The organism is Pannonibacter phragmitetus DSM 14782 (genome assembly GCF_000382365.1).
GTDB classification, from domain to species: Bacteria; Pseudomonadota; Alphaproteobacteria; order Rhizobiales; family Stappiaceae; genus Pannonibacter; species Pannonibacter phragmitetus.
This window is the reverse complement of record NZ_KB908215.1, coordinates 122,142-144,892: the sequence shown is the minus strand read 5'-3', so window position 1 is coordinate 144,892 and position 22,751 is coordinate 122,142. Positions and strand designations below refer to the sequence as shown.

Annotated in this window: 21 protein-coding genes; 11 read left to right on the top strand and 10 right to left on the bottom strand. The window is 62.5% G+C overall.

Annotation, left to right across the window (positions count from 1 at the left end; genetic code table 11):
- Positions 1-2 precede the first annotated feature (2 nt).
- Together H163_RS0100705 and H163_RS0100700 are read right to left on the bottom strand one after the other, a co-directional pair.
- Entirely contained in the window at positions 3-1,223 is a 1,221-nt protein-coding gene (locus H163_RS0100705; RefSeq protein ID WP_019962615.1) for a glycosyltransferase family 4 protein, read from the bottom strand.
- Positions 1,224-1,259: 36 nt separating this feature from the next.
- Positions 1,260-2,474: a glycosyltransferase family protein gene (locus H163_RS0100700; RefSeq protein ID WP_019962614.1), complete on the bottom strand. Its 1,215-nt coding sequence runs from the start codon at positions 2,472-2,474 to the stop codon at positions 1,260-1,262.
- 234 nt (positions 2,475-2,708) lie between these two features.
- Here H163_RS0100700 and H163_RS0100695 point away from each other — a divergent pair, with 234 nt between their 5' ends.
- The 5 genes from H163_RS0100695 (at position 2,709) to H163_RS0100675 (ending at position 9,170) form a co-directional block, all read left to right on the top strand.
- A complete protein-coding gene (locus H163_RS0100695; protein ID WP_019962613.1) occupies positions 2,709-5,309 on the top strand; it encodes an ABC transporter ATP-binding protein in 2,601 nt (866 codons plus the stop codon).
- A gap of 42 nt (positions 5,310-5,351) precedes the next feature.
- Complete coding sequence (locus H163_RS0100690) at positions 5,352-5,810, top strand: cyclic nucleotide-binding domain-containing protein (RefSeq protein WP_026355299.1); 459 nt, start codon at positions 5,352-5,354, stop codon at positions 5,808-5,810.
- Between the two features lie 11 nt (positions 5,811-5,821).
- On the top strand, positions 5,822-6,646 hold the full coding sequence (locus H163_RS0100685; protein WP_019962611.1) for an MBL fold metallo-hydrolase: 825 nt from the start codon (positions 5,822-5,824) through the stop codon (positions 6,644-6,646).
- Positions 6,647-6,937: 291 nt separating this feature from the next.
- On the top strand, positions 6,938-7,705 hold the full coding sequence (locus H163_RS0100680; RefSeq protein WP_019962609.1) for an SDR family NAD(P)-dependent oxidoreductase: 768 nt from the start codon (positions 6,938-6,940) through the stop codon (positions 7,703-7,705).
- A gap of 415 nt (positions 7,706-8,120) precedes the next feature.
- Positions 8,121-9,170: a hypothetical protein gene (locus H163_RS0100675; protein ID WP_019962608.1), complete on the top strand. Its 1,050-nt coding sequence runs from the start codon at positions 8,121-8,123 to the stop codon at positions 9,168-9,170.
- Between the two features lie 71 nt (positions 9,171-9,241).
- Here H163_RS0100675 and H163_RS0100670 read toward each other — a convergent pair whose 3' ends face one another.
- Together H163_RS0100670 and H163_RS0100665 are read right to left on the bottom strand one after the other, a co-directional pair.
- Complete coding sequence (locus tag H163_RS0100670; RefSeq protein ID WP_019962607.1) at positions 9,242-10,447, bottom strand: lytic murein transglycosylase; 1,206 nt, start codon at positions 10,445-10,447, stop codon at positions 9,242-9,244.
- Positions 10,448-10,569: 122 nt separating this feature from the next.
- Positions 10,570-10,995 (bottom strand): organic hydroperoxide resistance protein, encoded by a 426-nt coding sequence (locus tag H163_RS0100665; protein WP_019962606.1) that lies wholly within the window; start codon positions 10,993-10,995, stop codon positions 10,570-10,572.
- Between the two features lie 127 nt (positions 10,996-11,122).
- Between H163_RS0100665 and H163_RS0100660 the strand changes: the two genes are divergently transcribed.
- Positions 11,123-11,605 (top strand): MarR family winged helix-turn-helix transcriptional regulator, encoded by a 483-nt coding sequence (locus tag H163_RS0100660; protein ID WP_019962605.1) that lies wholly within the window; start codon positions 11,123-11,125, stop codon positions 11,603-11,605.
- 9 nt (positions 11,606-11,614) lie between these two features.
- On the opposite strand, the gene H163_RS23490 is transcribed toward H163_RS0100660, so the two are convergent.
- Both H163_RS23490 and H163_RS21850 read right to left on the bottom strand, forming a co-directional pair.
- Complete coding sequence (locus H163_RS23490; RefSeq protein WP_019962604.1) at positions 11,615-12,232, bottom strand: hypothetical protein; 618 nt, start codon at positions 12,230-12,232, stop codon at positions 11,615-11,617.
- 63 nt (positions 12,233-12,295) lie between these two features.
- Positions 12,296-13,312: an LLM class flavin-dependent oxidoreductase gene (locus H163_RS21850; RefSeq protein ID WP_019962603.1), complete on the bottom strand. Its 1,017-nt coding sequence runs from the start codon at positions 13,310-13,312 to the stop codon at positions 12,296-12,298.
- Positions 13,313-13,411: 99 nt separating this feature from the next.
- Between H163_RS21850 and H163_RS0100645 the strand changes: the two genes are divergently transcribed.
- The 3 genes from H163_RS0100645 to ilvD all read left to right on the top strand — a co-directional run bounded on the left by H163_RS0100645 (position 13,412) and on the right by ilvD (position 17,301).
- Entirely contained in the window at positions 13,412-14,044 is a 633-nt protein-coding gene (locus H163_RS0100645) for a TetR/AcrR family transcriptional regulator (protein ID WP_019962602.1), read from the top strand.
- Positions 14,045-14,138: 94 nt separating this feature from the next.
- Positions 14,139-15,233, top strand: a complete 1,095-nt coding sequence (locus tag H163_RS0100640) for an alkene reductase (protein WP_019962601.1) — start codon at positions 14,139-14,141, stop codon at positions 15,231-15,233.
- A 205-nt stretch (positions 15,234-15,438) separates the two neighbouring features.
- Entirely contained in the window at positions 15,439-17,301 is a 1,863-nt protein-coding gene (ilvD, locus tag H163_RS0100635) for a dihydroxy-acid dehydratase (protein ID WP_019962600.1), read from the top strand.
- An 85-nt stretch (positions 17,302-17,386) separates the two neighbouring features.
- On the opposite strand, the gene H163_RS0100630 is transcribed toward ilvD, so the two are convergent.
- The 3 genes from H163_RS0100630 to rocF all read right to left on the bottom strand — a co-directional run bounded on the left by H163_RS0100630 (position 17,387) and on the right by rocF (position 19,950).
- Positions 17,387-17,575 carry a hypothetical protein gene (locus H163_RS0100630; protein WP_026355296.1) on the bottom strand — a complete coding sequence of 63 codons (189 nt, stop codon included), beginning with the start codon at positions 17,573-17,575 and terminating at the stop codon, positions 17,387-17,389.
- A 351-nt stretch (positions 17,576-17,926) separates the two neighbouring features.
- Positions 17,927-19,006, bottom strand: a complete 1,080-nt coding sequence (locus H163_RS0100625; protein ID WP_019962598.1) for an ornithine cyclodeaminase — start codon at positions 19,004-19,006, stop codon at positions 17,927-17,929.
- 14 nt (positions 19,007-19,020) lie between these two features.
- On the bottom strand, positions 19,021-19,950 hold the full coding sequence (rocF, locus tag H163_RS0100620) for an arginase (RefSeq protein WP_026355294.1): 930 nt from the start codon (positions 19,948-19,950) through the stop codon (positions 19,021-19,023).
- Between the two features lie 145 nt (positions 19,951-20,095).
- Here rocF and H163_RS0100615 point away from each other — a divergent pair, with 145 nt between their 5' ends.
- Positions 20,096-20,527 carry an Lrp/AsnC family transcriptional regulator gene (locus H163_RS0100615; protein ID WP_026355293.1) on the top strand — a complete coding sequence of 144 codons (432 nt, stop codon included), beginning with the start codon at positions 20,096-20,098 and terminating at the stop codon, positions 20,525-20,527.
- Positions 20,528-20,549: 22 nt separating this feature from the next.
- Here the strand turns inward: H163_RS0100615 and H163_RS0100610 are convergent, their stop codons facing one another.
- Entirely contained in the window at positions 20,550-21,623 is a 1,074-nt protein-coding gene (locus H163_RS0100610) for a trypsin-like serine peptidase (protein WP_019962595.1), read from the bottom strand.
- 84 nt (positions 21,624-21,707) lie between these two features.
- Here H163_RS0100610 and H163_RS0100605 point away from each other — a divergent pair, with 84 nt between their 5' ends.
- Entirely contained in the window at positions 21,708-22,736 is a 1,029-nt protein-coding gene (locus H163_RS0100605) for a hypothetical protein (protein ID WP_019962594.1), read from the top strand.
- The last annotated feature ends 15 nt before the right edge of the window (positions 22,737-22,751 follow it).

Here is a 22,751-nt window from a genome sequence, read left to right as displayed (position 1 = left end):
CGTCAGACCAGCGCCTTGAACTTCACCGCCAGCCGGTCCAGCCCCGGCGCGGTGGCAAATTCGGCCCGCACCTTGCGCGAGGCAGCAAGGCCGAGTTCATCACGCAGGGCGGGCGTGGTGATCAGCCGTGCCATCGCTTCTGCCAGTGCTGCGGGATCAGCCGGGGGCACCAGAATGCCGGTCTCGCCGTTGTCGATCAGCTCCGGAATGGCGGATACGGCGGTGGACAGGCAGCACAGGCCCATGGACTGGGCTTCCATCAGCACGTTGGGCAGGCCATCCCGGTCGCCGCTTTTCGTCACCTTGGAAGGCAGCACGAAGAGGTCAGCGTCGAGAGAAGCGGCAATCACCTCCTCACGCGGGCGCGCGCCCATCCAGGTGATGCGGGCGGAAAGGCCGAGCTTGTCTGCCTGCGCCTTGAGTGTGTCGGACAGTTCGCCGCCACCGATATGGGTGAAGTGCCAGTTCAGCTCCTGCGGCAGGCGGGCGAGGGCGGACAGAAGATCGTCATAACCCTTCTTCGCCACAGCCCGGCCAACGGAGAGAAGCCGCACCGGCTCGCCGCTGCCATCACGGGTGGAGGGGCGGCCCGAGGGTTCGGGAAAGCCGGTGAAATCCAGCCCGTGATAAACCAGCTCCACCTTGGCAGGGTCGGCGGAGAGGCTGCGCAGATAATCCACATTCACGGAGGTGCAGGTCACGCCCCAGGCGGCGTCATCCAGCTTCGTGCGCAACTCCCATTCCGGGCTCGTCCAGATGTCCTTGGCATGGGCCGAGAAGGACCAGCCGCGCCCGGACAGATGCGCCGCATAGCGCGCCACCGAACAGGGCGTATGCAGATAGTGGGTGTGGATCCACGTCACGTCTTCCGGCAGTTCATGGGCGAAGACGCAGGCCTGGCCCCAGCGCCGGTGCCGGCCGGCGTTGCTTTCATGTTTCAGATCCGCCTCGAACAGGGCGCGGGCGGCAGCGTAGGTTGGCTGCTGCTCCGCCCAGCGGCGGGCGCGGGCGACGCGCTTCGGATCGTCCTTCAGATATTCCGGCAAATAGAGCACTTCGGCGCTGATCTGCCTGTGCAGCTCGTGAATGAAGGGGTCGTAGGGCTTGCGCAGCGCCACGATCAGCTGGCCGATGCCCCGGCGCTCCAGCCCGAGGATTTCCTGCGCGATGAAGGTTTCCGACAGGCGCGGATAGCCTTTCACGACAACAGCAATGCGGGACATGGGAGAGGCCTCTGGTCTTGATCTGAAAGGGCGCGCTCAGACGGCGGAGCGGCGCGGCTGCTGGAAGCGGGGGCGGGTAGACAGGATTTGCTCGACGCGTGTCTCGATCACCTCGATACCGCCGAGAAGGTTGTCAACACCTGCCATGGACGGGCGGGCCTGGCCGGGCAGGGCAGCGAGCGCATTCAGCATGGGCTCGACCTCCGGATAACGCTCGATCGGCAGCACCGTCAGCAGGCCCTTCTCCTCGGCTTGTCCAGCCCGGATGGCCTGTTCGCGGCGCGGGATGATGCGCGGCACCAGCAGGGTCGGCTTGTCGAAGGACAGGATCTCGCAGAAGGTGTTGTAGCCGCCCATGCCGACAATGGCCGTTGCCGCCTGAAGGTAAGGCTCGATCTGCGGCGTGAAGCGCATGATATGCACGTCGCGCAGATGTTCGGCGCGTGCCATGAAATCGGCCACGGCCGCCGCCGGCATGAAGGGGCCAAGCACGATCAGGGCCGGAAACAGCGGCCGCCCGTGCGATTCATACGCCCGCATCACCCAGTCCACCATTTCCACCCCGTCACCACCACCGCCGGGCGTGACCAGAATGAAGGGCTCATCGCCAAAGGGCAGGGGTTCGGACAGTTTTGCGCCCTTGGGCATCTCGCGGCGCAGGAAGCCGGTGTAGAGCATCTTGTCGAAGACGGATTGCGGCAGGTCGATCCCGGCCAGCGGATCGCACATGCCCTCCGGGCCATAGACCCACAGCTCGTCGTAAAGCTCTTCAAGGGCGGGATGCACGTTCTTGCGCTCCCACTCCTGCTGCAGCATCTGTGGATCGTCCATCACGTCGCGCAGGCCGAGCACCAGCCGGGTGCCGGTCTTCTTCAGCATTTCCAGCGTGCCCACCACCTCGCCGCGCAGGCCGAGCGGCTCCTTGTCGACGATGAAAATGTCAGGGGCAAAGACCTGCGCCGTATGCTCGATGATGGAGGAGCGGATCTCAAGCGTGTGGTCGATGTTGAGATGCAGCGACAGGGACGTGTACTCCCCGTTGCGCAGCTTGATCACGCCGGGAATGCGCACAAAATCCACCCGGGAGCGGAACTCGAAGCTGCCGATGATGGGCGAGCCGGAAAGAATCAGGACCGACAGCGTATCGAACTTGCCGACCAGCGACTGCGCGATGGCGCGGCACCGGCGCAGGTGGCCGAGACCAAAGGAGTCATGGCTGTAGATCAGGATTCGTGGCGATTCGGACTTCATGTGCCCCCGCGTGCATGCCCCGTCTTGTGTCTCTGTCGCGGCTATTCTTTGCGTCAGCCGCTCCGGCCCGAAGCCGGTCCCTGTCCGTCCTGCACTTTGCTCTCTTGAATTCCGGCAGTTTTGGGGCGGATCAGAAAAACTTTCTGCCTCTATGGCATATCCGGCGTTGCGAGTTAACTGGCAACGTCATACCAGTACAAGGATGGCAGCAGTTTCGCCAGACTGGACTTCACTATGGAAAAAAGCCTTTTTCGCTTCATCTGGAAGTTCAGTGCGCGGCAGCAGCTCTTCATTCTTTTTCTCACGGTCCTGTCTTACCCGATAAGCTACATCCTGCTGGAGCTTCCCAAGCAGATCGTCAACGATGCTGTGCAGGGCGACGGTTTCCCAAGGGAAATGCAGGGATTTGAATTTGATCAGATCTCCTATCTTTTCCTGCTCTGCATCACGTTTCTTGCCCTCGTTGTCGTCAGCAACGGGCTGAAGCTCTGGATCAACGTCTACAAGGGACGGCTGGGCGAGCGCATGCTGCGCCGCCTGCGCTTCGAGCTTTTTCAACGTGTGCTCAGGTTCCGCCTGCCGCATTTCCGCAAGGTGAGCTCCGGCGAGATCATCCCCATGATCACCGCAGAGGTGGAGGATGTCGGCGGCTTCGTCGGCGATGCCATCGCGCTGCCTGCCTATCAGGGCGGCCTTCTTGTGGTGCAGGTCGGCTTCATCTTCATGCAGGACCCGCTGCTTGGGCTTGCCGCCGTCAGCTCCTATCCGCTGCAGGCCTATATCATTCCCAAGCTGCAGAAGAAGGTGGTTCTGCTGTCGCGTCAGCGAGTGAAAAATGTTCGCGTTATTTCCGACAAGCTGGGTGAGGCGATTACTGGTGTTCACGAGATACATGCGAATGATACTTCGGCGCTGCATTCTGCCGATATTGCTGACCGGCTCTATGAAAATTTCAAGATCCGCTACGAGATCTACAATCGGAAGTATTTCATCAAGTTCGTGAATAATTTCATGAACCAGCTGACGCCGTTCTTCTTCTATCTGATCGGCGGCTATCTGGTCATCCAGGGCAATCTCAGCATCGGTGCGCTGCTGGCGGTGATCGCCGCCTACAAGGATCTGGCCGGCCCCTGGAAGGAACTGCTGGCCTATTACCAGCTCGTCGCCGACGTGCAGGTGAAGTACCAGACAGTGGTGGAGAACTTTGATGCCGCCGACATTTATCCTGTCGAGCGGCTGGTGGGGGATGAGCGCACCACGCTCACGGGTGCACTCGAGATGCACAATGTCAGCTTCTCCGGCGGCGCGGCAGGGCAGGAAGTTTTCGGTGTTTCTCTCGATGTGCCGGAAGGCACCCATTGTGCCGTTATCGGCGGCGATGGCTCCGGCCGCTCTGAAGTGCTGCAATTGGCGGCAGGGCTTGTGAGCCCTACTTCGGGCCGGGTGGAGATCGGCGGTCATGATCTGGAGAAGCTGGGGGAGGCAACTCTCGGCCGGGAAATCGCCTATGTGGGCGGCGCTGTGCATATCTGGACCGGCACCATCCGCGACAATCTCTTCTATGGACTGAAGCACCGGCCACAGAACGAGGTGCAGCGCACGGGCAAGGATCTCGACAGTTTCCTGCGGGCGATGCGCGAGGCGCGGGAGACCCGCAATCCGCTGCATGACATTCACGCCACCTGGGAGGATCTGCGGGCGGCGGGTGTTGCATCCAGGAACGATCTTGACGTTCTGGCGCTGGCGCTGCTGTCGGCGGCGGGGATGGAGGGAGACATCTACCGTCTTGGGCTCCAGTCCCGCTTTGATCCGGCGCGCGATCCGGTTTTTATCGAGCGCATCCTGGCGGTGCGTGCCCGCATTGGCGAACGTATTGCCGAGGATGGCCGTATCGCCGCTCTGGTTGAACTGTGGGACGTCAACGCCTTCAACCAGAATGCCTCGCTGGCCGAGAACCTTTTCTTTGCCGTGCCGTCTGATCCCAATGTGATGATGGACCAGATGCCGTCGATGCCGGAGGTCAAGCAGTTCCTGTCTGACACCGGATTGGAGACCAAGCTGCAGTTGCTGGGCCTGCGCATTGCCGAGACGATGGTGGAGCTTTTTGCCAATGTCAGCGGCGATTCAGGGCTTCTCAGCACTTATTCCTTCATCACGCAAGATGATCTGCCCGAGTTCGACCGGATCGTGCGGGCCTTCCGCTCCGAGGCGCTGAAGAACACGATCACGCCAGCCGACCGGGCACGCCTTGTGACGCTGGCCTTCCGTCTCATTCCTGCCCGGCACCGCCTGGGCGTTCTGGACGAGGACATGCGGGCGAAGGTGGTCGAGGCCCGGCGCGACTTCCGGCACAAGGTGGTGGAAGGCAGCCGCAATTTCATTGCGGTTGATCCGGCCGTCTATCTGCCCCCTCTCAGCATCGAGGACAATCTGCTCTTCGGCCGCGCCCGTCTCGACAGACGTGACGCGCGCCAGCGGATTGATGCGCTGGTGCGGCAGGTTGTGGAGGAGGAGGGGCTGCGCGAGCCGATCATCTTCACAGGGTTCGATTATCACGTGGGTGTCAGCGGCTCGCGCCTGTCCGCGGGCCAGCGCCGCAAGCTTGCACTCGTCAGAGGCCTGCTAAAGAATGCGCCAGTCACCATTCTCGACGATATCGCCGCAGGTCCCGGCGAGGATGACAAACAGTTGCGCCGCATATTGCGGGAGATCCTTGCGGGCCGTACGGTACTGTTCGGAACGGCGCACGCTGACATAGCTATTGAATTCGATCAGGCCGTGATCATGGATCAGGGCCGGACCGTCCGGCAGGACAACAGGGAAGAACAAGCCTGAAACAAGCTCTGGCTGCAAGTAATGGTGTAATGGAGGTTGGCCGTGTCTCTCGATCTGGAAGTCGACGCCCTGCGCAAGGTGCCCCTGTTCCGGGGTATCGATGAAACCAAATTGCGGCTTCTGGCATTTATCAGTGACCGGATCGGATTTCAGCCGGGAGAGCATCTGTGCGAGCAGGGGGATGAGGGTGACACGGCCTTCATCATTCTGAAGGGCGAGGCGGATGTGCAGGTGCGCAGCAATGGCCAGGACCAGACCGTGGCCGTCGCCCGCCAGCACTCCATCGTTGGCGAGATTGCAATCCTGTGTGATGTGCCGCGAACCGCAACGCTGGTTGCCAGAACCGATATGGATGTGCTGTCTGTCAGCAAGGACGATTTCCTGAAACTTTTGAAAGAATTTCCTGATATGTCGTTGGAAGTGATGAGAACTCTGGCCCAGCGTCTTGAACGCACCACCCGCGATCTGGCTGCTGCCAGGTCTGGTGAAGCGGCAGCATAGGGAGAGGCCGCGTGGCGGAAGACTTCTGGCTCCGGTGCTGGGGCGTGCGTGGATCCACCCCTACACCGGGAGCCGACACGCTGAAGTATGGCGGCGAGACGACCTGCTTCGAACTGAGGGCCGGCGATGCGCTCGTGCTGGTTGACTGCGGCTCTGGCGCCCGCAAGCTGGGTGCCGACCTGTGCACGCAGGGAAGCCGGTCCTTTGACCTGCTCTTCACCCATACGCATCTCGATCACATCTGCGGTCTGCCCTTCTTCAAGCCTGCCTATGATCCGGCTTTCAACATCAATGCCTGGGCTGGCCATTTTCAGGACGATACGGACCTGACCGACATCATCTGCCGGATCATGTCGCCCCCGATCTTCCCCGTGGCCGCCAACACGCTGAAGGCAGTGACCTTCCGCAGCTTCCGCGCCGGCGAAGACCTGCCGCGTGAAGACGGCCTTTCGATCCGCACCATCCGCCTCAATCATCCGGGTGGAGCCTGTGGTTACCGGTTCGATTTTCAGGGTAAATCCATCTGCATCATCACCGACCACGAGCATGGCGATCCTGAGATCGACGCCAATGTGGAGCGCTTCGTCGCCGGTGCGGATGTGATGATCTATGATGCGATGTTCACGGATGAGGAATATCCCACCTATCGCGGCTGGGGCCATTCCACGTGGCAGAAGGCGGTGGAACTGTCGCAGAAGGCCGGGGTGAAGACGCCCGTTCTCTTCCACCATGACCCGCGCCGCCTGGATGACGGGATGGACAAGATTGCCGCTGCCGCAAGCGCCGCCTATCCCGGCTGCCTGACCGCCATGGAAGGCATGATCCTGCGGCCATAAGGCCGCAGGCGGGGAATTTGCACCAGATCCCGTGCGGTGCATGAGCCTCTTCAAGGCTGGATTCGTCAACGTCGGAAGCCTTGGCATTATGGCGGGGCTCGTGCCCCTGTGTCCGCTTCTCCGCTTCCTCAACGTAAGACTTCCCCCGCCATCCCCCCTTTCGCCGAAGGCTGCGCGGCTTGACCGCCTTCGACTTTCGGCGCAGCGTCTCCTCATGTGACGCTTTCGTCAATGAAAGCGGTAAAAGCCGATATGAATCATTGGCTTGACTGAAAAATACAGGAGGAATTCATGCAGCTTTCATCCGCCATTGCGGCTGTTGTCACCGGGGGGGCGTCGGGCCTGGGCGCGGCGACGGCCCGGCTTCTGGCCGCCAGCGGCGTGAAGGTGGCCCTGTTCGACCGCAACGCGGAGCAGGGCGAAGCGGTTGCGAAGGAGATCGGCGGGCTGTTCGTCAGCGTCGATGTGACAAATGAGGAGAGCGTCAAGGCCGGCTTTGCCGCCGCCCGCGCCGCCCATGGCGTGGAACGCATCCTCGTCAACTGCGCGGGCATTGCCCCTGCCGCCAAGACCACCTCGCGCGGTGAGCCGCATTCGCTGGAACTGTTCGAGAAGGTAATCGCGGTCAATCTCTCGGGCACATTCCGCTGCATCGCCCATGCAGCCACGGCCATGTCGGCGCAGGACCCGCTGACCGCAGACGGCGAGCGCGGCGTCATCGTCTCCACCGCGTCTGTCGCAGCGTTCGACGGGCAGGTGGGGCAGGTGGCCTATGCCGCTTCCAAGGCCGGGATTGCCGGCATGACCCTGCCGATCGCCCGTGACCTGTCGAAGTCGGGCATCCGTGTCATGACCATCGCCCCCGGCATCTTTGAAACGCCGATGCTTCTTGGCTTGCCGGAAGACGTGCAGAAGTCACTGGGCGAGCAGGTGCCGTTCCCCTCACGCCTCGGCAAGGCCGCCGAATATGCCCAGCTGGTGAAGGCCATCTGCGAAAATGAAATGCTCAACGGCGAGACGATCCGTCTCGATGGCGCCATTCGCATGGCCCCGCGATAAGGCCGGTTTCTGCACAGTCCGGCCGGGCGGCTTTCGAGCCGCCGCAAAGCTTGAGAACTTTGCCCGAGAACGGCGGGCGAGGTGGTTGATGCCCGCATGTCGTTGATCCCCTTGGGGCAGTATAGCAGGCGCCTCTCCATGCAAATGGATGGCGTCTGTTCTTTTTTGTGCAGTTCTAAAGAATAGATCTGAGCAGCTCTTTTGTTGTTTTCCACAGGGGTTTCTCGTTTTTTCAGAAAATAAGCTCTGATCTCATTCAAAGAGAAACTTTGTGATTTAGATGGCAGTTTTGGACTTTGGATCTTCCTAAAACTCCCAGGATATCTCCTGTTAGTTGCAAGAAAGAGGTCTCATGGCACCCCGACTGCTTGATTTACCCGTGCGCCCCCTCTCCCTCAAAGGGGACGTTATCTCCATGCCCAAGGCGGTTTTTTGGGCAGTGCCCATCATGCTGGCTCTCTGCATCTTCCTTCTTGTCAGGGAGGGACCGGAGCTCTGGCGGGACATCCGCATCAGCTTCAATCCGGTGGAAGTGGAGGGGGACGTGCGCAACGGCCAGTGCACCACCCGGCGCGGCGTTTTCACCGACTGTGAGGCTGAGGTTGCCTATGCCTTTGAAGGGCAGACCTATCAGAGCGAAGTGCGGATCATGTTCCTCGACATTCACATGGGGGATTATGAGACGGGCATCGTCATCTCCCGTGACAATCCTGAGCTTGCGACGCTGACGCTCGGTCTCGACAAGCTGTGGAATCGCGTCCTGACGCTCGGCAGCTTCTGCCTGCTGATGTTCGGCCTCTGCTTCTACACCGTCTTCCAGTACATCCGCGCCCTTGGTGTGCAGAAGCGCTTGCGCAATCCTGCAATCCTGAAGGAGATTCCTGTCCAGGTAACCGGCTTTGAAAGCAAGAAGGACGGCCTCTACATCACCTATACGGACAGCCTGGCCGAGGACAAGACAGGCCGCGTCACCCATACGAAGCTGGAAAATGGCCAGCTGCCGATGATTGTCGGGCAGCAGAAGGGCCATGCGGTGGCTCTTGCCGTGCGCCATGGCAATTCGGCGCTGCCGGTGCTTCTGGACGATCAGTTGACCCGTATCGAGATGACGGAGGAAGAACGGCAGACTGCGCTGCATCCGCTGGCAGGTCTGGATGTGCCTGCCAGCGAAGGCACTGCAGCGGAGGCGATGTCTGGCCCTCCGGCTCCGTCGGCCGGTCAGGTGGTGATGCGCGGTGTGAAGGCCTTTCTGGGCATCATCCTGCTCATGATCGTCGGTGCCGCCGGTTTCTGGGTCTGGTACGTGACCAGTTCGCCGACCGCCTTCCAGCAGCCGGGCATGGAGATCAACAACATGATGCCCGCTCCGCTCAACCGCTGGGGCTGTGATCAGCTGAAGGCCCGTTTCGGCAACGACCGCGCGCCCTACGGCTGCACAGCTGCCGATCATCAGAGCTGGAAGTAATCACTTCCTGGCGAGTGAAAGAGAAAGGCCCGGAGCCATACGGTTCCGGGCCTTTCTCGTTCTTCTTTCCCTCACAGCCTCTGCAGCAAGGCCGGTGTCGGCCAGCCGTCGGCGGGGATGCCGAGGCGCTGCTGTTCTGTCTGGACGGCGCGGCGGGTGCCGGAGCCGAGGATGCCGTCGATCTTGCCCACATCATGGCCGCGGGCCTGCAGCTTGGTCTGAAGCGCGCGCATGCCTGCATCATCAAGACCCGGCTCGGGCGAGGTCTTGGCCAGTACCGGCGCACCGGCAAGGCGCGTGGCGAAATAGGCGGCGCTGGTCGTGTAGATGAAGGACTGGTTCCATTTCAGGTAAATGCCGAAATTCGGAAAGGCGAGAAAGGCCGGTCCCTTGCGCCCCTGCGGCAGAATGAGAGAAGCGGGCAGGGCACCGGTTGGCAATGCGCCGCTGCGGGCCTTGACGCCTAGGCCCGCCCATTCGGACACGGGCTTGGTCTTGTCGAGGCTGCTGTCCGCCCAGGGCAGGTTGTCCGGTGTTTCCACCTCGATGAGCCAGGGCTGACCGCGCTGCCAGCCGAGCGACTGGATGAACTTGGCCGCGGTCAGGATGGCATCGGGCGCCGAGTTCTTCAGGTCAACGTGGTTGTCGCCGTCACCATCGACGCCGTAGCGGATGATATCCTCCGGCAGCATCTGCACCTGTCCGATTTCGCCCGCCCAGGCCCCGGTGGTGGTCGCCGGGTCAAGGTCGCCATGCACCACCATGTGCAGGGCGGCAATCAGTTGCGGCCGGAACAGATGCGGGCGGCGGCAGTCGTGCGCCAGTGTGGCAAGGGCGTTGAAGGTGTTGAAGTCGCCCTGAACGGCGCCGAAATCGGTCTCAAGCCCCCAGAAGGCCGTGATGACGGCAGCTGGAACGCCATACTCCGCTTCGGCGCGGGCAAAGACCTGCGCATATTTTTTCATGTTGTTGGCGCCGTGCTGCAGGCGCGCGGAGCTGACAGAACGGGCAGAGAATTCGATGAAGGTCTGCTTGAAGACAGCCTGCCCACGGTCACGCGAGAGGACTTTCTTGTCGATCCGGGCGTTTGCCAATGCCCGTGCGGCGATGCCCTGGGGGACGCCGCTAGCCACCGCTTCCTGTTCCACGCCTGCGAGAAAGGCTCTGAAGTCGCCGCCGCATTTCTGCTGCGCCGCGAAGGCGGGCGTGGCGGTAAGGCCGGTCAGAAGGGCAAGCGCAGCGGTGCGGATGAGACTGCTGCGGGAAAAGGCTTTCATCGGGCGACTCCGTCTCTCCAAGGTTGCGAGAGGGTGGCCCGTCAGGGGGAAGCCGTCAACCGCCTGTAAAAGGGAGGCGGCAGGATTGCTCCTGCCGCCGGTCCGTCAAACAGGGCTTTCGCTCAGGCGAGCGAGAGCTTGACGTCGATGTTGTTGCGGGTGGCGTTGGAATAGGGGCAGACCTGATGAGCCTCCTCGATCAGCTTCTGAGCCTGCTCCTGCGGCAGGCCCGGCAGGGAAACGGCGAGGGACACTTCAAGGCCGAAGCCGCCTTCCGAACGCGGGCCGATGCCCACCGTTGCCGTGACCGTGGTGTCTGCGGGAACCTTCACGCCCGTCTGGCCGCCCACGAATTTCATGGCGCCAAGGAAACAGGCGGAGTAGCCGGCGGCAAACAGCTTTTCCGGGTTGGCTGCGTCGCCGCCTGCGCCGCCCAGTTCCTTCGGGGTGGAGAGGCTGACCTTGAAGGTGCCGTCGAGAGTCTCGGCGGAGCCGTCACGGCCACCGGTTGCGCGGGCTGCGGTTGTGTACAGAACGTTCACGGGCATTTCGGTCTCCTGTATTTTTATCGTGCGCGATTTAATCGCAAGAGATAGATAGGCTGGTTATGCCTGATTGTCAAGCGTTGCGATTTGATCGTGTGCGAACTAAATTCCTCTCCTGAAGGAGTAACCCATGACCCCATCCGCCTGTTCCCCTGAAAGTGACGCCTCCGGCCCGCTGACGCTTGGGGATCTCCTGTGCTTCTCCATCTATTCGGCCAGTCACGCCTTCAACCGCGCCTACAAGCCGCTGCTGGAGGGGCTGGGCCTCACCTATCCGCAGTTTCTGGTGATGATGGTGCTGTGGGAGGAGGACGACCAGACGGTTGGCGGGCTCGGCCAGCGGCTGGGGCTGGAATCCAACACGCTGACGCCACTGCTGAAGCGTCTTGAGGCCATGGAGCTTGTTGCCCGCCGGCGTGATGCGGCAGACGAGCGGCAGGTGCGCGTCAAGCTGACGGACAAGGGCGCAGACATGCGCAGGGCCGGACAGGCGATCCCGGAATGCCTTGGCGGGGCAGCCGGGTTGGATCTTGCGGAAATCCGCGACCTGAAGCGCAGGCTCGGCGAGCTTCATCAGGCGCTGGAAAAGGCCACGGCAAGCCTCACGGCCTGAGTGCCAGCCCTACTGGCAATTGCCGCCGGATCTTGCGGTAAATGTCGAGGGCTGGGTGCCGGGCGCAAATTTGCGGTAGCTGGCGCTGGAGCCGCAGGGCCCGCCCGAGGACTGAAATTCCTCCAGCGGCATGGACGGTGCAGGCTGCTGGGGGAGAACCTGTTGCGGCGGCGGTGGCATTTGCGCTCCCTGTGCCGGAGCAACGTAAGAGGGAGCACCGTAAGAGGGCAGGCCATAGGCAGGCACGCCGTAAGCCGGTGCGCTGTATCCCGGTGCGCTGTATCTTTGTGTCAGGCAGGTGCGGTAGGCGCTGTCGTAAAGCGCCTGCCAGACGCGCGGGTCCTGCGCCATGGTGCCGAGCACGCCAAGGGCTGCACCCGCATGGGCGCCGCGCTCTGCGCCGGAAGGGCCAGCCCAGGCGCCGCCGGCAACCGTGCCACTCATCGCGCCTTCCAGAATGCTGGTGCCCATGTCCCGCCCGCCGCCCGCGTGGGCATTGGCAAAGTCCCGCGCCGAGGCATCACACGTCATGTCCAGCCTTTGAGCGGCCGCAGGCCGCAGGGCTCCGGCCGCCGTAAGACCGGCGGCGAGACAGAAGACAGGAAACAAGGCACGGACAGTCGGCATCAGGAAGCTCCTTGGCCCCAGCCTAGCACAGTCCAGACCCTGGCGCCCACCATGGCCGGATTTTCACCCGGCCGCCTGAGGCGTCATCGCCTCCGTCACGTCCTTCAGGGCGGCCACCGTGCGGGTGAAGGAGGCCTTGCGGGCAGCGGGATCGTGGATGTTGCCGTTGAACATGATCTCGTCCGGCTGGTAGCGCTCGATCAGGCTGGCAAGCTGGCTGCGGATGGTTTCCGGCCCGCCGGTGACGCTGCAGGAGAGCGCCATCTCCACCATCGCCAGCATCTGCGGATCGAGCACGGCGTGGATGTTCCCGACAGGCCTGGGCAGGGGGCCGGGCCGTCCGCTGCGCAGGTTGGCGAAGGCCTGCTGCATGGAAGAGCGCAGATAGACGCCTTCTGTATCATCCTCCCCGGCAAAGGCATTCACCGCCAGCATGAAATGCGGGCGCGCAAGATGGCGCGAGGGCTGGAAGCGGCTGCGGTAGATGGTGACCGCCTGATCCAGCGCCTGCGGCGCGAAATGCGAGGCAAAGGCATAGGGCAGCCCGAAATGAGCCGCCAGCTGTGCGCCATAGAGGCTGGAGCCAAGGATCCAGACCGGAACTTCCGTGCCTTCGCCGGGGATGGCCCGCACCTGCGCCCCCGGTTGGGCCGGGGAGAGGTAGCCGATCAGCTCTTCAACATCGGCCGGAAAATCATCGGAGGCCTGCAGCGTCCGGCGCAGGGCGCGGGCGGTGCCCATGTCGGTGCCGGGCGCACGGCCCAGCCCAAGGTCGATGCGGCCCGGAAAGAAGGTTGCCAGCGTGCCGAACTGCTCGGCCACCACAAGCGGGGCATGGTTCGGCAGCATGATGCCGCCGGACCCGACGCGGATGCGCTTCGTGGCATTGGCCACCTGACCGATGACGATCGCCGTGGCCGCGCTGGCAATGCCGGGCATGTTGTGGTGCTCGGCCAGCCAGTAGCGGGTGAAGCCGAGGTCTTCCGCATGGCGGGCAAGGTCCAGTGTGGCCGCCAGCGCATCGCGCGCGTCCGAGCCTTCGGGAATGGGGGAAAGATCCAGCATGCTGTAGGGCAGCATATGCGCCTCCGTGCTGTTTGCGGTGCAAAGGGTGGACAGGCGGGGCGGCCTGTTCGTGTCCCCCTTGAATTACGGACTGAGCAGTCCATATTCAAGGCCATGACGAAAAAGACTGCCGAACCACGCCTCTCTGCTGCCGGAGCCACTGCCGGTCCGGGCCGCCCGCGTTCCTATGACGAGGGTGAGGTTCTGCGTGCGGCGCTGGAGCTGTTCCGCCGTCAGGGCTTCGAGGCGACTTCGCTGGACGACCTGACACAGGCGATGGGCATCAGCCGTTCGTCACTTTATGCCGCCTTTGGCTCCAAGCAGGATGTGCTGCTGGCGGCCCTGCGGCGCTATTCGGCAACGGCACTTGAGGCGCTGAAATCCATCGGCGATGCGCCGCATGCGCACCGGACCGGGGCGGTGGCCGCCATGCTGCGGGCGCTGGCCGATCCTTCCGGCGGCAAGCATGGCTGCCTGCTGGTCAATTGCATCACCGAACTTGCCCCCCAGAATGATGACGTGGCCACCCTTGGCCGCCGCCATCTGGAGCGCATCGAGGCCATCATCGCCGAGGCGCTGGACGAGAACGAGCCGCAGGCTTTCCGTGACCGGGCAAGGGCGCTGGCAGCGCTTGCCATCGGCACGCTGACCTTGCGCAAGTCCGGCCTGGATGAGGCCTATATCACCTCGGCGCTGGACGAAGGGCTCGCCCGGCTTCTGGCTCCGCCGCAAGCCGTCCCCGCTTAGCACCCCTCACACATAACCAGATCTCGAATCCCGCCCAATTATGGACTGATTGATCCAGAAAAGGCTGAAAACACCCCGGAAGAAGGAATGATCCATGACGGAAGCAAAGCTTTTCTCACCCGTGCAGGCTGGCCGCATGAAGCTGGCGAACCGCATTGCCATGGCCCCGCTGACCCGCAACCGCGCCGAAGACGACACGCCCTATGACATTCACGCCGAATATTACGCCCAGCGTGCCAGCGCCGGCCTGATCATCACCGAGGCCTCGCAGATCAGCCCGCAGGGCAAGGGCTACGCCTGGACGCCGGGCATCTACTCCGATGCTCAGGTGGAAGGCTGGAAGAAGGTGACGGATGCCGTGCACGCCAAGGGCGGCAAGATCGTGATCCAGCTCTGGCATGTGGGCCGCATTTCGCACAACGTTCTGCAGCCGGGTGGCGCCGCGCCGGTTGCTCCGTCCGCAATTGCCGCCCAGTCCAAGGTCTATGACGGCAACGGCTTTGTCGACACGCCGCAGCCCCGGGCGCTGGAGACCTCCGAGATTGCCGGCATCGTTGCCGACTATGTGAAGGCTTCCCGCAACGCGATTGCTGCCGGGTTCGACGGCGTCGAGATCCACGCGGCCAACGGCTATCTCATCGATCAGTTCCTGCGCACCGGCTCCAACACCCGCACGGATGCCCATGGCGGCAGCCTCGAGAACCGCACCCGTTTCCTCAAGGAAGTCATGGACGCGGTGGTGGATGCCATCGGCGCGGACCGGGTGGGCGTGCGCCTTAGCCCCTTCTCCAATGCCAATGGCATTCATGATGAGAACCCGGTCGAGACCTTCTCCCGCGCCGTGGACATTCTCAATGGCTACGGCCTTGCCTATCTGCACATGGTGGAAGGCCAGACCGGCGGCACGCGCGAGCTGAAGCCGGGCGAGGACATCGGCGCCCTGCGTGCCCGTTTCAGTGGCATCTACATCGCCAACAACGGTTATGACCGGGCCAGTGCCATCGAGGCGGTGGAGAGCGGCCGAGCGGATATGGTCGCCTTTGGCCGTCCCTTCATCGCCAACCCGGATCTGGTGGAGCGCCTGCGCCGTGACGCCCCGCTCAACGAGATGGACCGCGACACGCTCTATGGCGGCGGCACCAAGGGCTACACGGACTATCCGGCTCTTGAGGGCAGCACTGCCGCCTGAAGCCTGAGGGCTTCAATAATATTAAAATGGCGTGAAACTGCGCTCCGGGCGGCTCCTGCGCAAGGAACCGTACCGGAGCGTACTCTTTTTGGGTTTTCCGCCCTTTCGCTCTCCCGAAAAACCTGCCAAACCCTACATCTGAAGCACGCAACAAGCGTGAGGCGGACAAAGAGGCCGCCAATAGGATAACCCCAGGGAGTTCCAGATGCCCGCCTATCGTTCCAGAACCTCCACCCACGGCCGCAACATGGCCGGCGCGCGCGGCCTGTGGCGCGCCACGGGCATGAAGGACGGCGATTTCGGCAAGCCGATCATCGCCATTGCCAACTCCTTCACCCAGTTCGTTCCGGGTCATGTGCACCTGAAGGACCTTGGCCAGCTTGTCGCCCGCGAAGTCGAGAAGGCAGGCGGTGTTGCCAAGGAATTCAACACCATCGCGGTGGATGACGGCATCGCCATGGGCCATGACGGCATGCTCTATTCGCTCCCCTCGCGCGAGATCATCGCCGATGCGGTCGAGTACATGGTTAATGCCCATTGCGCCGATGCGCTGGTCTGCATTTCCAACTGCGACAAGATCACCCCGGGCATGCTGATGGCCGCCATGCGCCTCAACATCCCGGTGGTCTTCGTCTCCGGTGGTCCGATGGAAGCGGGCAAGGCGGTGCTGGCCGACGGTACCACCAAGGCGCTGGATCTGGTGGACGCCATGGTGGCAGCTGCTGATGACCGCGTGTCCGAAGAGGACGTGAAGGTGATCGAGCGCTCCGCGTGCCCCACCTGCGGTTCCTGCTCGGGCATGTTCACCGCCAACTCGATGAACTGCCTCACCGAGGCGCTGGGCCTTGCCCTGCCGGGCAATGGTTCGACGCTGGCCACCCACGCCGACCGCAAGCGCCTGTTCGTGGAAGCCGGCCACCTGATCGTCGATCTCGCCCGCCGCTATTACGAGCAGGACGACGAAAGCGTGCTGCCGCGCAGCATTGCCTCGTTCAAGGCCTTTGAAAACGCCATGACGCTGGACATCGCCATGGGCGGTTCCACCAACACGGTGCTGCATCTTCTCGCCGCTGCCTATGAGGGCGAGGTGAATTTCACCATGGCGGACATTGACCGCCTGTCGCGCCGCGTGCCGGTGCTCTGCAAGGTCGCGCCTTCCGTGCCGGATGTGCACATGGAAGACGTGCACCGTGCCGGTGGCATCATGGGCATTCTGGGCGAGCTGGACCGTGCCGGCCTCATCGACACCTCGCTGCCGGTGGTTCATGCCGCCAGCATGAAGGATGCGCTGGACCGCTGGGACGTGGTGCGCACCTCGAGCGAAGCGGTGCATACGTTCTACTCGGCGGCCCCCGGCGGCGTGCCGACGCAGGAAGCGTTCTCCCAGTCGCGCCGCTACAGCGAAGGCGTTGATACCGACCGCAAGACCGGCGTCATCCGCTCTGCGGAGCATGCCTTCTCCAAGGACGGCGGCCTCGCCGTGCTCTTCGGCAACATCGCGCTGGATGGCTGCATCGTGAAGACGGCGGGCGTGGACGAGAGCATCCTGAAGTTCTCCGGCCCGGCCTACATCTGCGAAAGCCAGGATCAGGCGGTGAGCGACATTCTCACCGGCAAGGTCAAGGCGGGCGATGTGGTGGTGATCCGCTACGAAGGCCCGAAGGGCGGCCCCGGCATGCAGGAGATGCTCTATCCGACGAGCTACCTGAAGTCCAAGGGCCTCGGCAAGGCCTGCGCGCTCATCACCGATGGCCGCTTCTCCGGCGGCACCTCGGGCCTGTCCATCGGCCATGCTTCCCCGGAAGCGGCTGAAGGCGGCGCCATCGGTCTGGTGGAGCATGGCGACCCCATCGTCATCGACATCCCGAACCGCATCATCCGCGTCGATGTGAGCGACGAAGTTCTGGCCGATCGCCGGGCGAAGATGGAAGCCAGGGGCGCTGCCGCCTGGAAGCCGGAAAAGCCGCGTACCCGCAAGGTTTCGGCAGCCCTCAAGGCCTATGCCGCCCTCACCACCTCCGCTGCCCGCGGCGCGGTGCGTGACGTGGAGCAGCTGACCCGCAAGTGACCTTTTTCGGAAGGTGCAAAATCAAAGAGCCGCCGGTCTTGTGCCGGCGGCTTTTTTCATTCTCGAAAGCTCAAGGCATCTGCCTTCAGTTCCGGCGGCTGCGCGCCTCGCGCCCCCGCGCCTTGCGGCCGTAGAGCCAGTCGCCAAAGACGCCGAGGCTCACCGTCACAAGCATGCCGAACAGAAGGCCCCAGCCGAAAATGTAAGAAATGACGATGCCGCCGAAGAAGCCGGCGATCATGCTCATCAATTCAATAAGCGAGTTGCGTTGCATGGGGGCTTCCGCCGTTTCCTGCAGGGCTTGTAAGCAGCTGTTTCTCTGGTGCGCAACTTTCGTATGTCAGAGAGCGCTGTCTTGTCACGTAAAAATCTTGAATTGAAAGAAAAATGCAGATGTTTTGAACTGCATTACTAAGTCTGATGAAATTTAAAATCATCCATTGAGAAATTATCTTCGTCTCATGAGAAGTTTGTTTCTTTAGTTCGAAACTTTATAGGAAAAGAGACGCGCTCAGGTTGAGTGTGTGGTGTGAAGACGCGGCCTCTGCGGAAGCTGGTCCGACTCAATGCTGGCTGGATTTGAGGCGATCTGTTCCGTTGCGTAATATATTCTGCGCAGCGCCGGTCAGCTTTCGGCCCCTGCGCGCAGCACCATGCCGAACAGATCCCGCGGATCATCCGGATCAGCCAGCAGGTCCAGCATCTCGCAATAGGGCAGATCCTTCAAAAGCCCGCGCAGGTAGCGCAGGGCCGAGAAGTCCTCCACCGCAAAGCCGACAGAATCGAACAGCGTCGTTTCCAGCGCCGACCGGCGGCCCGGCGCCTCTCCGGCAATCACCTGCCACAGTTCCGTGACCGGGTGATCTGCTTCAAGCTGCTGAATTTCGCCCTCGATGCGGGTCTGGGGCGTGTATTCGACAAAGATGGACGAGCGCAGCAGGATATCCCGGTGCAGCTCCGTCTTGCCGGGGCAGTCGCCGCCCACCGCGTTGATGTGCTGGCCGCTGGCGACCATGTTGTCGGTGAGGATCGTGGCCCGCTGCTTGTCCGCTGTAACCGTGGTGATGATGGCAACACCTTCAACCGCCTCTTCCGCGCTGGAGCAGACGGTGATGTGGAAGCCGAAACCTTCAAGATTGCGGGCGCAGCGGCGGCAGGCCGCCGGGTCGGTATCGTAGAGCCGCAAGCGGTCCACACCCAGAAGCTTGCTGAAGGCAAGCGCCTGAAATTCCGACTGTGCGCCATTGCCGATGATCGCCATGGAGCGGGCATCGGCCGGGGCCAGATATTTTGCCGCCAGCGCCGACATGGCGGCGGTGCGCAGGGCGGTGAGGATCGTCATCTCCGACAGGAGCACGGGATAGCCCGTCTCCACCTCTGCGAGCACGCCAAAGGCCGTCACGGTCTGGCGGCCGGTGCGGGTGTTCTTCGGGTGGCCGTTCACATACTTGAAGCCATAGGCAACGCCATCCGACGCAGGCATCAGCTCGATGACACCTTCCCTCGAATGGGAGGCAACGCGCGGCGTCTTGTCGAACAGCGGCCAGCGCCGGAAATCCTCCTCGATCACCTGCGCCAGCCCCTCGATAAAGGCCTCGATGCCCACCGCATTCAGAATGCGCATCATGTTGCCGACGCTGACGAAGGGCACCAGTGCGAGAGGCGAGGGGGCTGCCTGTGCCGGATGGCTTGCGGTCGCGGTCATCTTCTGGCTCCGGGTCAATAGCTGCGGGTGGGGCGGTCCATGACGCGCCGTCCGAAGAGGCTGGCGGTCAGGTCCACCATCAGGCGGGCGGTGCGGCCCCGGTCGTCGAGGAAGGGGTTCAGTTCCACCAGATCCAGCGAGGTGACGAGGCCGCTGTCATGCAGCATCTCCATCACTAAATGTGCCTCGCGGAAGGTGACGCCGCCCGGCACGGTGGTGCCGACCGCCGGAGCGATGTCCGGGTCGATGAAATCCACATCAAGACTCACGTGCAGGAAGCCGTGGGCGCGGGCGCAGCGCTCCAGAAACGGCTCCAGAAGCCGGGCGATGCCGTTTTCGTCAATGGCCCGCATGTCATGGGCGGTGATGCCAAGCTCCCGGATCAGCGCCCGCTCAGGCGGATCGACCGAGCGCAGACCCAGCAGGCAGAGGTTGCCCGGCGAAACCGGCGTGTCCAGCTTCTCGCCCAGCAGCACGTCAAACCCCGGCAAGCCGCAGGCAAAGGCAACCGGCGTGCCGTGCAGATTGCCGCTGACCGTGCTCTCGAAGGTGTTGATGTCGGAATGGGCGTCGAGCCACAGCACGAATTGCGGCCGCCCGGCCCCCGCCGCATGGGCTGCGTGCCCGGCGAGGGTGCCAAGAGCCAGCGCATGGTCGCCGCCCATGTAGATGGGCATCTGCGGCCCCGCCGCCAAAGACCGGGCCTTGCGGTAAAGCGCCCGCGTCCAGCCGGCAACAGCGCGCAGGTTCTTCAGCTTCGGGTCCGTGTCCGGCACATCCAGCGCCTGATCCGGCACAACGTCGCCATGGTCCTCGACGGCAAGGCCGAGCGCTTCCAGTTCTTCCTGAAGGCCCGCAGTGCGATAGGCGGCCGGTCCCATCAGACAGCCCCTGCGCCCTGCGCCTGCTTCCACCGGTGCTCCCACAAGCGCAATCTGCGTCATCCCTCGGCCTCCTTCACTGCGGATCTGCATCTCTTTCAGAGTGCAGCCATCAGATGGCAGTCTGAAGACAAAAAATTGCGCACTCTGGGCAGTAGACTATCCAAAGTGATAAGCTGAACTTCCCAAACTGGAAGGATGCCGCATGCTGGACGATACTGATCTTGCCCTGATCGCTGCGCTCAGAGCCGATGGCCGCCGCTCGATCTCGGATCTGGCGCTTGACCTGAAGCTCTCCCGCGCCACCGTGCGGGCACGCCTGTCGCGGCTGGTGGAAAACGGCGAGATTCAGGGCTTCACTGCCGTTTTGCGCAACGAAGGGCAGGACCTGCCGATCCGCGCCATGATGATGCTGGCCATCGAGGGCAAGCGGGCCGATGCAGTGATCCGCCGCCTCAGCGGCATGCCGGAAGCCCGCTCGATCCACACAACCAATGGCCGCTGGGATCTGGTGATCGAGCTCGCCACGCCGGATCTCGCCTCCTTCGACGCCGCCCTCCACCGCATCCGCCTCATAGAAGGCGTCTCCGCCACCGAAACCAGCCTGATGCTGTCAGCGGTGAAGACCTGGCGGCGGTAGGCGGATTGCAGCACCAGTTGCCTCAGATCGGCGGAAAGCGCGCGCGCAAGGAGCGGGCTTGTGGACTGTCCCAGTGGGCGACGAGTTGATCCCGCAGGGCCGCGTGTGCGGAAACCTCCAGCGGGGCACTGGCGATGAAGCGCCGGAGGCGGGACGCGCGGATGCCCTCGTTGGCAACATGGTCTGCCCGGTCGGGATAGCGCTCGTATTCAGCACGCGGCATTGGCTTGCCCAGACGGTCGAGGATCTCCCCATCCTCATTGGTCTTCGGCACTGCCTTGTGATGAAGAGCGACGACTTGCCAGTCCCGGCTGAAGACCGGCGCGCCGGAACTGCCTCTTTCCGTGTCTGCCGTATACCAGCAGAACCGCTCCTCATCGTCCGTCTTACCCAGCAGCAGGAAATAGCTGTTGTGCAGGGCGATGCATTTGGGCCGTCCCTGCGGATGCTGGATCACGCTGACCGGATGGCCCTCGAGGATCTTGCCCTCGTCCAGCAGCGGATGCCAGCCAAAGTCCGTCAACGGAACTCCGGTGTCGCCGACCGGAGAGACCGCCACGAGCGCAAAGTCATGCTCCTTGTCGGCAAGCCAGAACGTGCCCGGGTCAAGCGCATATTCGCTGGTCGCTGACGGAATGCCGAATTTTTGCTCCTCATGGCCAAATACTGCCGTCGCCGCAGCGGCCATGGCGGGCGTTTCCAGAACATGCTGGTTGGTGAGCAGCAGGCCGGGCCCGGCCAGAAAGCCCGTCCCGCTGATGGCTCCGCCTGCGATCTGAATGCAGGCAACGGCTCTGGCGGCAAGTTGTCCAGCTTCCAGAAACTCGACCGACAGAAGGTCGCTGGTGCCGATCAGCGCTTCCTTGCCCAGATCGTCATGCCCTTCAATCAGGGCCCGCTGGCGCTCTGGCGGGCGGCTTTGTCCTTCCAGATAACGTTCAATACGCGCCTTCGTCTCGGTCGGCGAGACAAGGCCCTGGCTTGCATACTTGAGTGCTCTGCGCAGATTGCGCAGGTTCTTCTGGACGCGCCCCGCAGCTGCTTCTGCAAGCTTATCCCCGAGTTCAGAAATTGTGATTGTGCCCTCTTCCCGCATGATGCCTCCTTATCAACTGGTGCGTTGACCGGTATGCAATTTAAGGTATAGTTAACGTAAGGGAATAAGAAGAGGGGGCAAGTCATGTCTGAGAAAATAAGCTACGCTGAGTATCTGGAAATTCTTCTTGATCCGGAGTCCGCGGATGAGGAAATTCTGGCCGTTGCCAAGGTTCGTGCACGGCATCACGGTCTGGATTTCGCCATCATTCCGGACCCGAAAAAGGTCGATATACCGCCTGATCAGGCGGAGTTGGAAAGTGCCCTTGGTATCGGCAACAATCTGGAGCGCTGGCGGCGCTGGGTCCGGTTCCGCAACCGGTTCAACTCAGGGGAAAAACTGCCTGTAATCGTTGAGGAAGGCGATAGCTGGCATCAGTTTCCCTTGCTTGTGAAGGATGTTGTCGATCATCTGGGCAAGGATTACCTGATCTATTCAGTTGCCGCGGCTGGAGATACTGCGGAAAACATTGTCTATGGCCCTGCGGGCAAGGGCGGGAATGAATATCTGGCAGCCCTCTGGCAATACAAGGACAACGTGAAGGGCTTCCTGTTTTCCGCTGCCGGCAACGACATTATCGGCGAGGACCCAAAGACCGGAAAGGCGGCGCTGCACGACATTCTGAAGCCGTTCAACAGCAACAAGAAGGACGTGCCGGGGCACATCAACATGGCGGTTCTGGGCGAAAAGCTGACTTTCCTTGAAAAAGCCTACCGGGATGTGATCACCAACATCCGCCAGTACGCCGAGTTCAAGACGCTGCCAGTCTTCATTCACGGCTATGATCACGCTTATCCGGAACTGAAGCAGAAAAAGGACCCGCGCAAGCCAAAGCATGCGAAGCGGGACGAATGGCTTGGCGAACCGCTGGATGCGCGGGGTATAGTCGACGATGCCCTTCGGCGCAACATCATCAAGTTTCTGGTGGATGCGCTTTACGACATGCTGGAGCGCGTCGCGGGTGATCCCAAGCAGACAGGGGTCTGGCTTGTCGACTGCCGGGGTGCCATGCCGGATGTGACAGACTGGATCGATGAGATCCACGGTACGGATGACGGCTTTGGCAAGGTGGCGGCGAGGTTCCGCAAGGTGCTGACGAAGGCCGGGGTTTGACGAGACTGAAGGCCA

Bases quoted from the DNA above. Each gene is read 5' to 3' on its own strand.
- H163_RS0100605 (WP_019962594.1), top strand. From the start codon at position 21,708: ATGTCTGAGAAAATAAGCTACGCTGAGTATCTGGAAATTCTTCTTGAT.
- H163_RS0100665 (WP_019962606.1), bottom strand. From the start codon at position 10,995: ATGCCCGTGAACGTTCTGTACACAACCGCAGCCCGCGCAACCGGTGGC.
- H163_RS23490 (WP_019962604.1), bottom strand. From the start codon at position 12,232: ATGCCGACTGTCCGTGCCTTGTTTCCTGTCTTCTGTCTCGCCGCCGGT.
- H163_RS0100625 (WP_019962598.1), bottom strand. From the start codon at position 19,006: ATGACCGCGACCGCAAGCCATCCGGCACAGGCAGCCCCCTCGCCTCTC.
- H163_RS0100610 (WP_019962595.1), bottom strand. From the start codon at position 21,623: ATGCGGGAAGAGGGCACAATCACAATTTCTGAACTCGGGGATAAGCTT.
- H163_RS0100645 (WP_019962602.1), top strand. From the start codon at position 13,412: ATGACGAAAAAGACTGCCGAACCACGCCTCTCTGCTGCCGGAGCCACT.
- H163_RS0100705 (WP_019962615.1), bottom strand. From the start codon at position 1,223: ATGTCCCGCATTGCTGTTGTCGTGAAAGGCTATCCGCGCCTGTCGGAA.
- H163_RS21850 (WP_019962603.1), bottom strand. From the start codon at position 13,312: ATGCTGCCCTACAGCATGCTGGATCTTTCCCCCATTCCCGAAGGCTCG.
- ilvD (WP_019962600.1), top strand. From the start codon at position 15,439: ATGCCCGCCTATCGTTCCAGAACCTCCACCCACGGCCGCAACATGGCC.
- H163_RS0100675 (WP_019962608.1), top strand. From the start codon at position 8,121: ATGCCCAAGGCGGTTTTTTGGGCAGTGCCCATCATGCTGGCTCTCTGC.
- H163_RS0100640 (WP_019962601.1), top strand. From the start codon at position 14,139: ATGACGGAAGCAAAGCTTTTCTCACCCGTGCAGGCTGGCCGCATGAAG.
- H163_RS0100695 (WP_019962613.1), top strand. From the start codon at position 2,709: ATGGAAAAAAGCCTTTTTCGCTTCATCTGGAAGTTCAGTGCGCGGCAG.
- rocF (WP_026355294.1), bottom strand. From the start codon at position 19,950: ATGACGCAGATTGCGCTTGTGGGAGCACCGGTGGAAGCAGGCGCAGGG.
- H163_RS0100660 (WP_019962605.1), top strand. From the start codon at position 11,123: ATGACCCCATCCGCCTGTTCCCCTGAAAGTGACGCCTCCGGCCCGCTG.
- H163_RS0100630 (WP_026355296.1), bottom strand. From the start codon at position 17,575: ATGCAACGCAACTCGCTTATTGAATTGATGAGCATGATCGCCGGCTTC.
- H163_RS0100680 (WP_019962609.1), top strand. From the start codon at position 6,938: ATGCAGCTTTCATCCGCCATTGCGGCTGTTGTCACCGGGGGGGCGTCG.
- H163_RS0100670 (WP_019962607.1), bottom strand. From the start codon at position 10,447: ATGAAAGCCTTTTCCCGCAGCAGTCTCATCCGCACCGCTGCGCTTGCC.
- H163_RS0100700 (WP_019962614.1), bottom strand. From the start codon at position 2,474: ATGAAGTCCGAATCGCCACGAATCCTGATCTACAGCCATGACTCCTTT.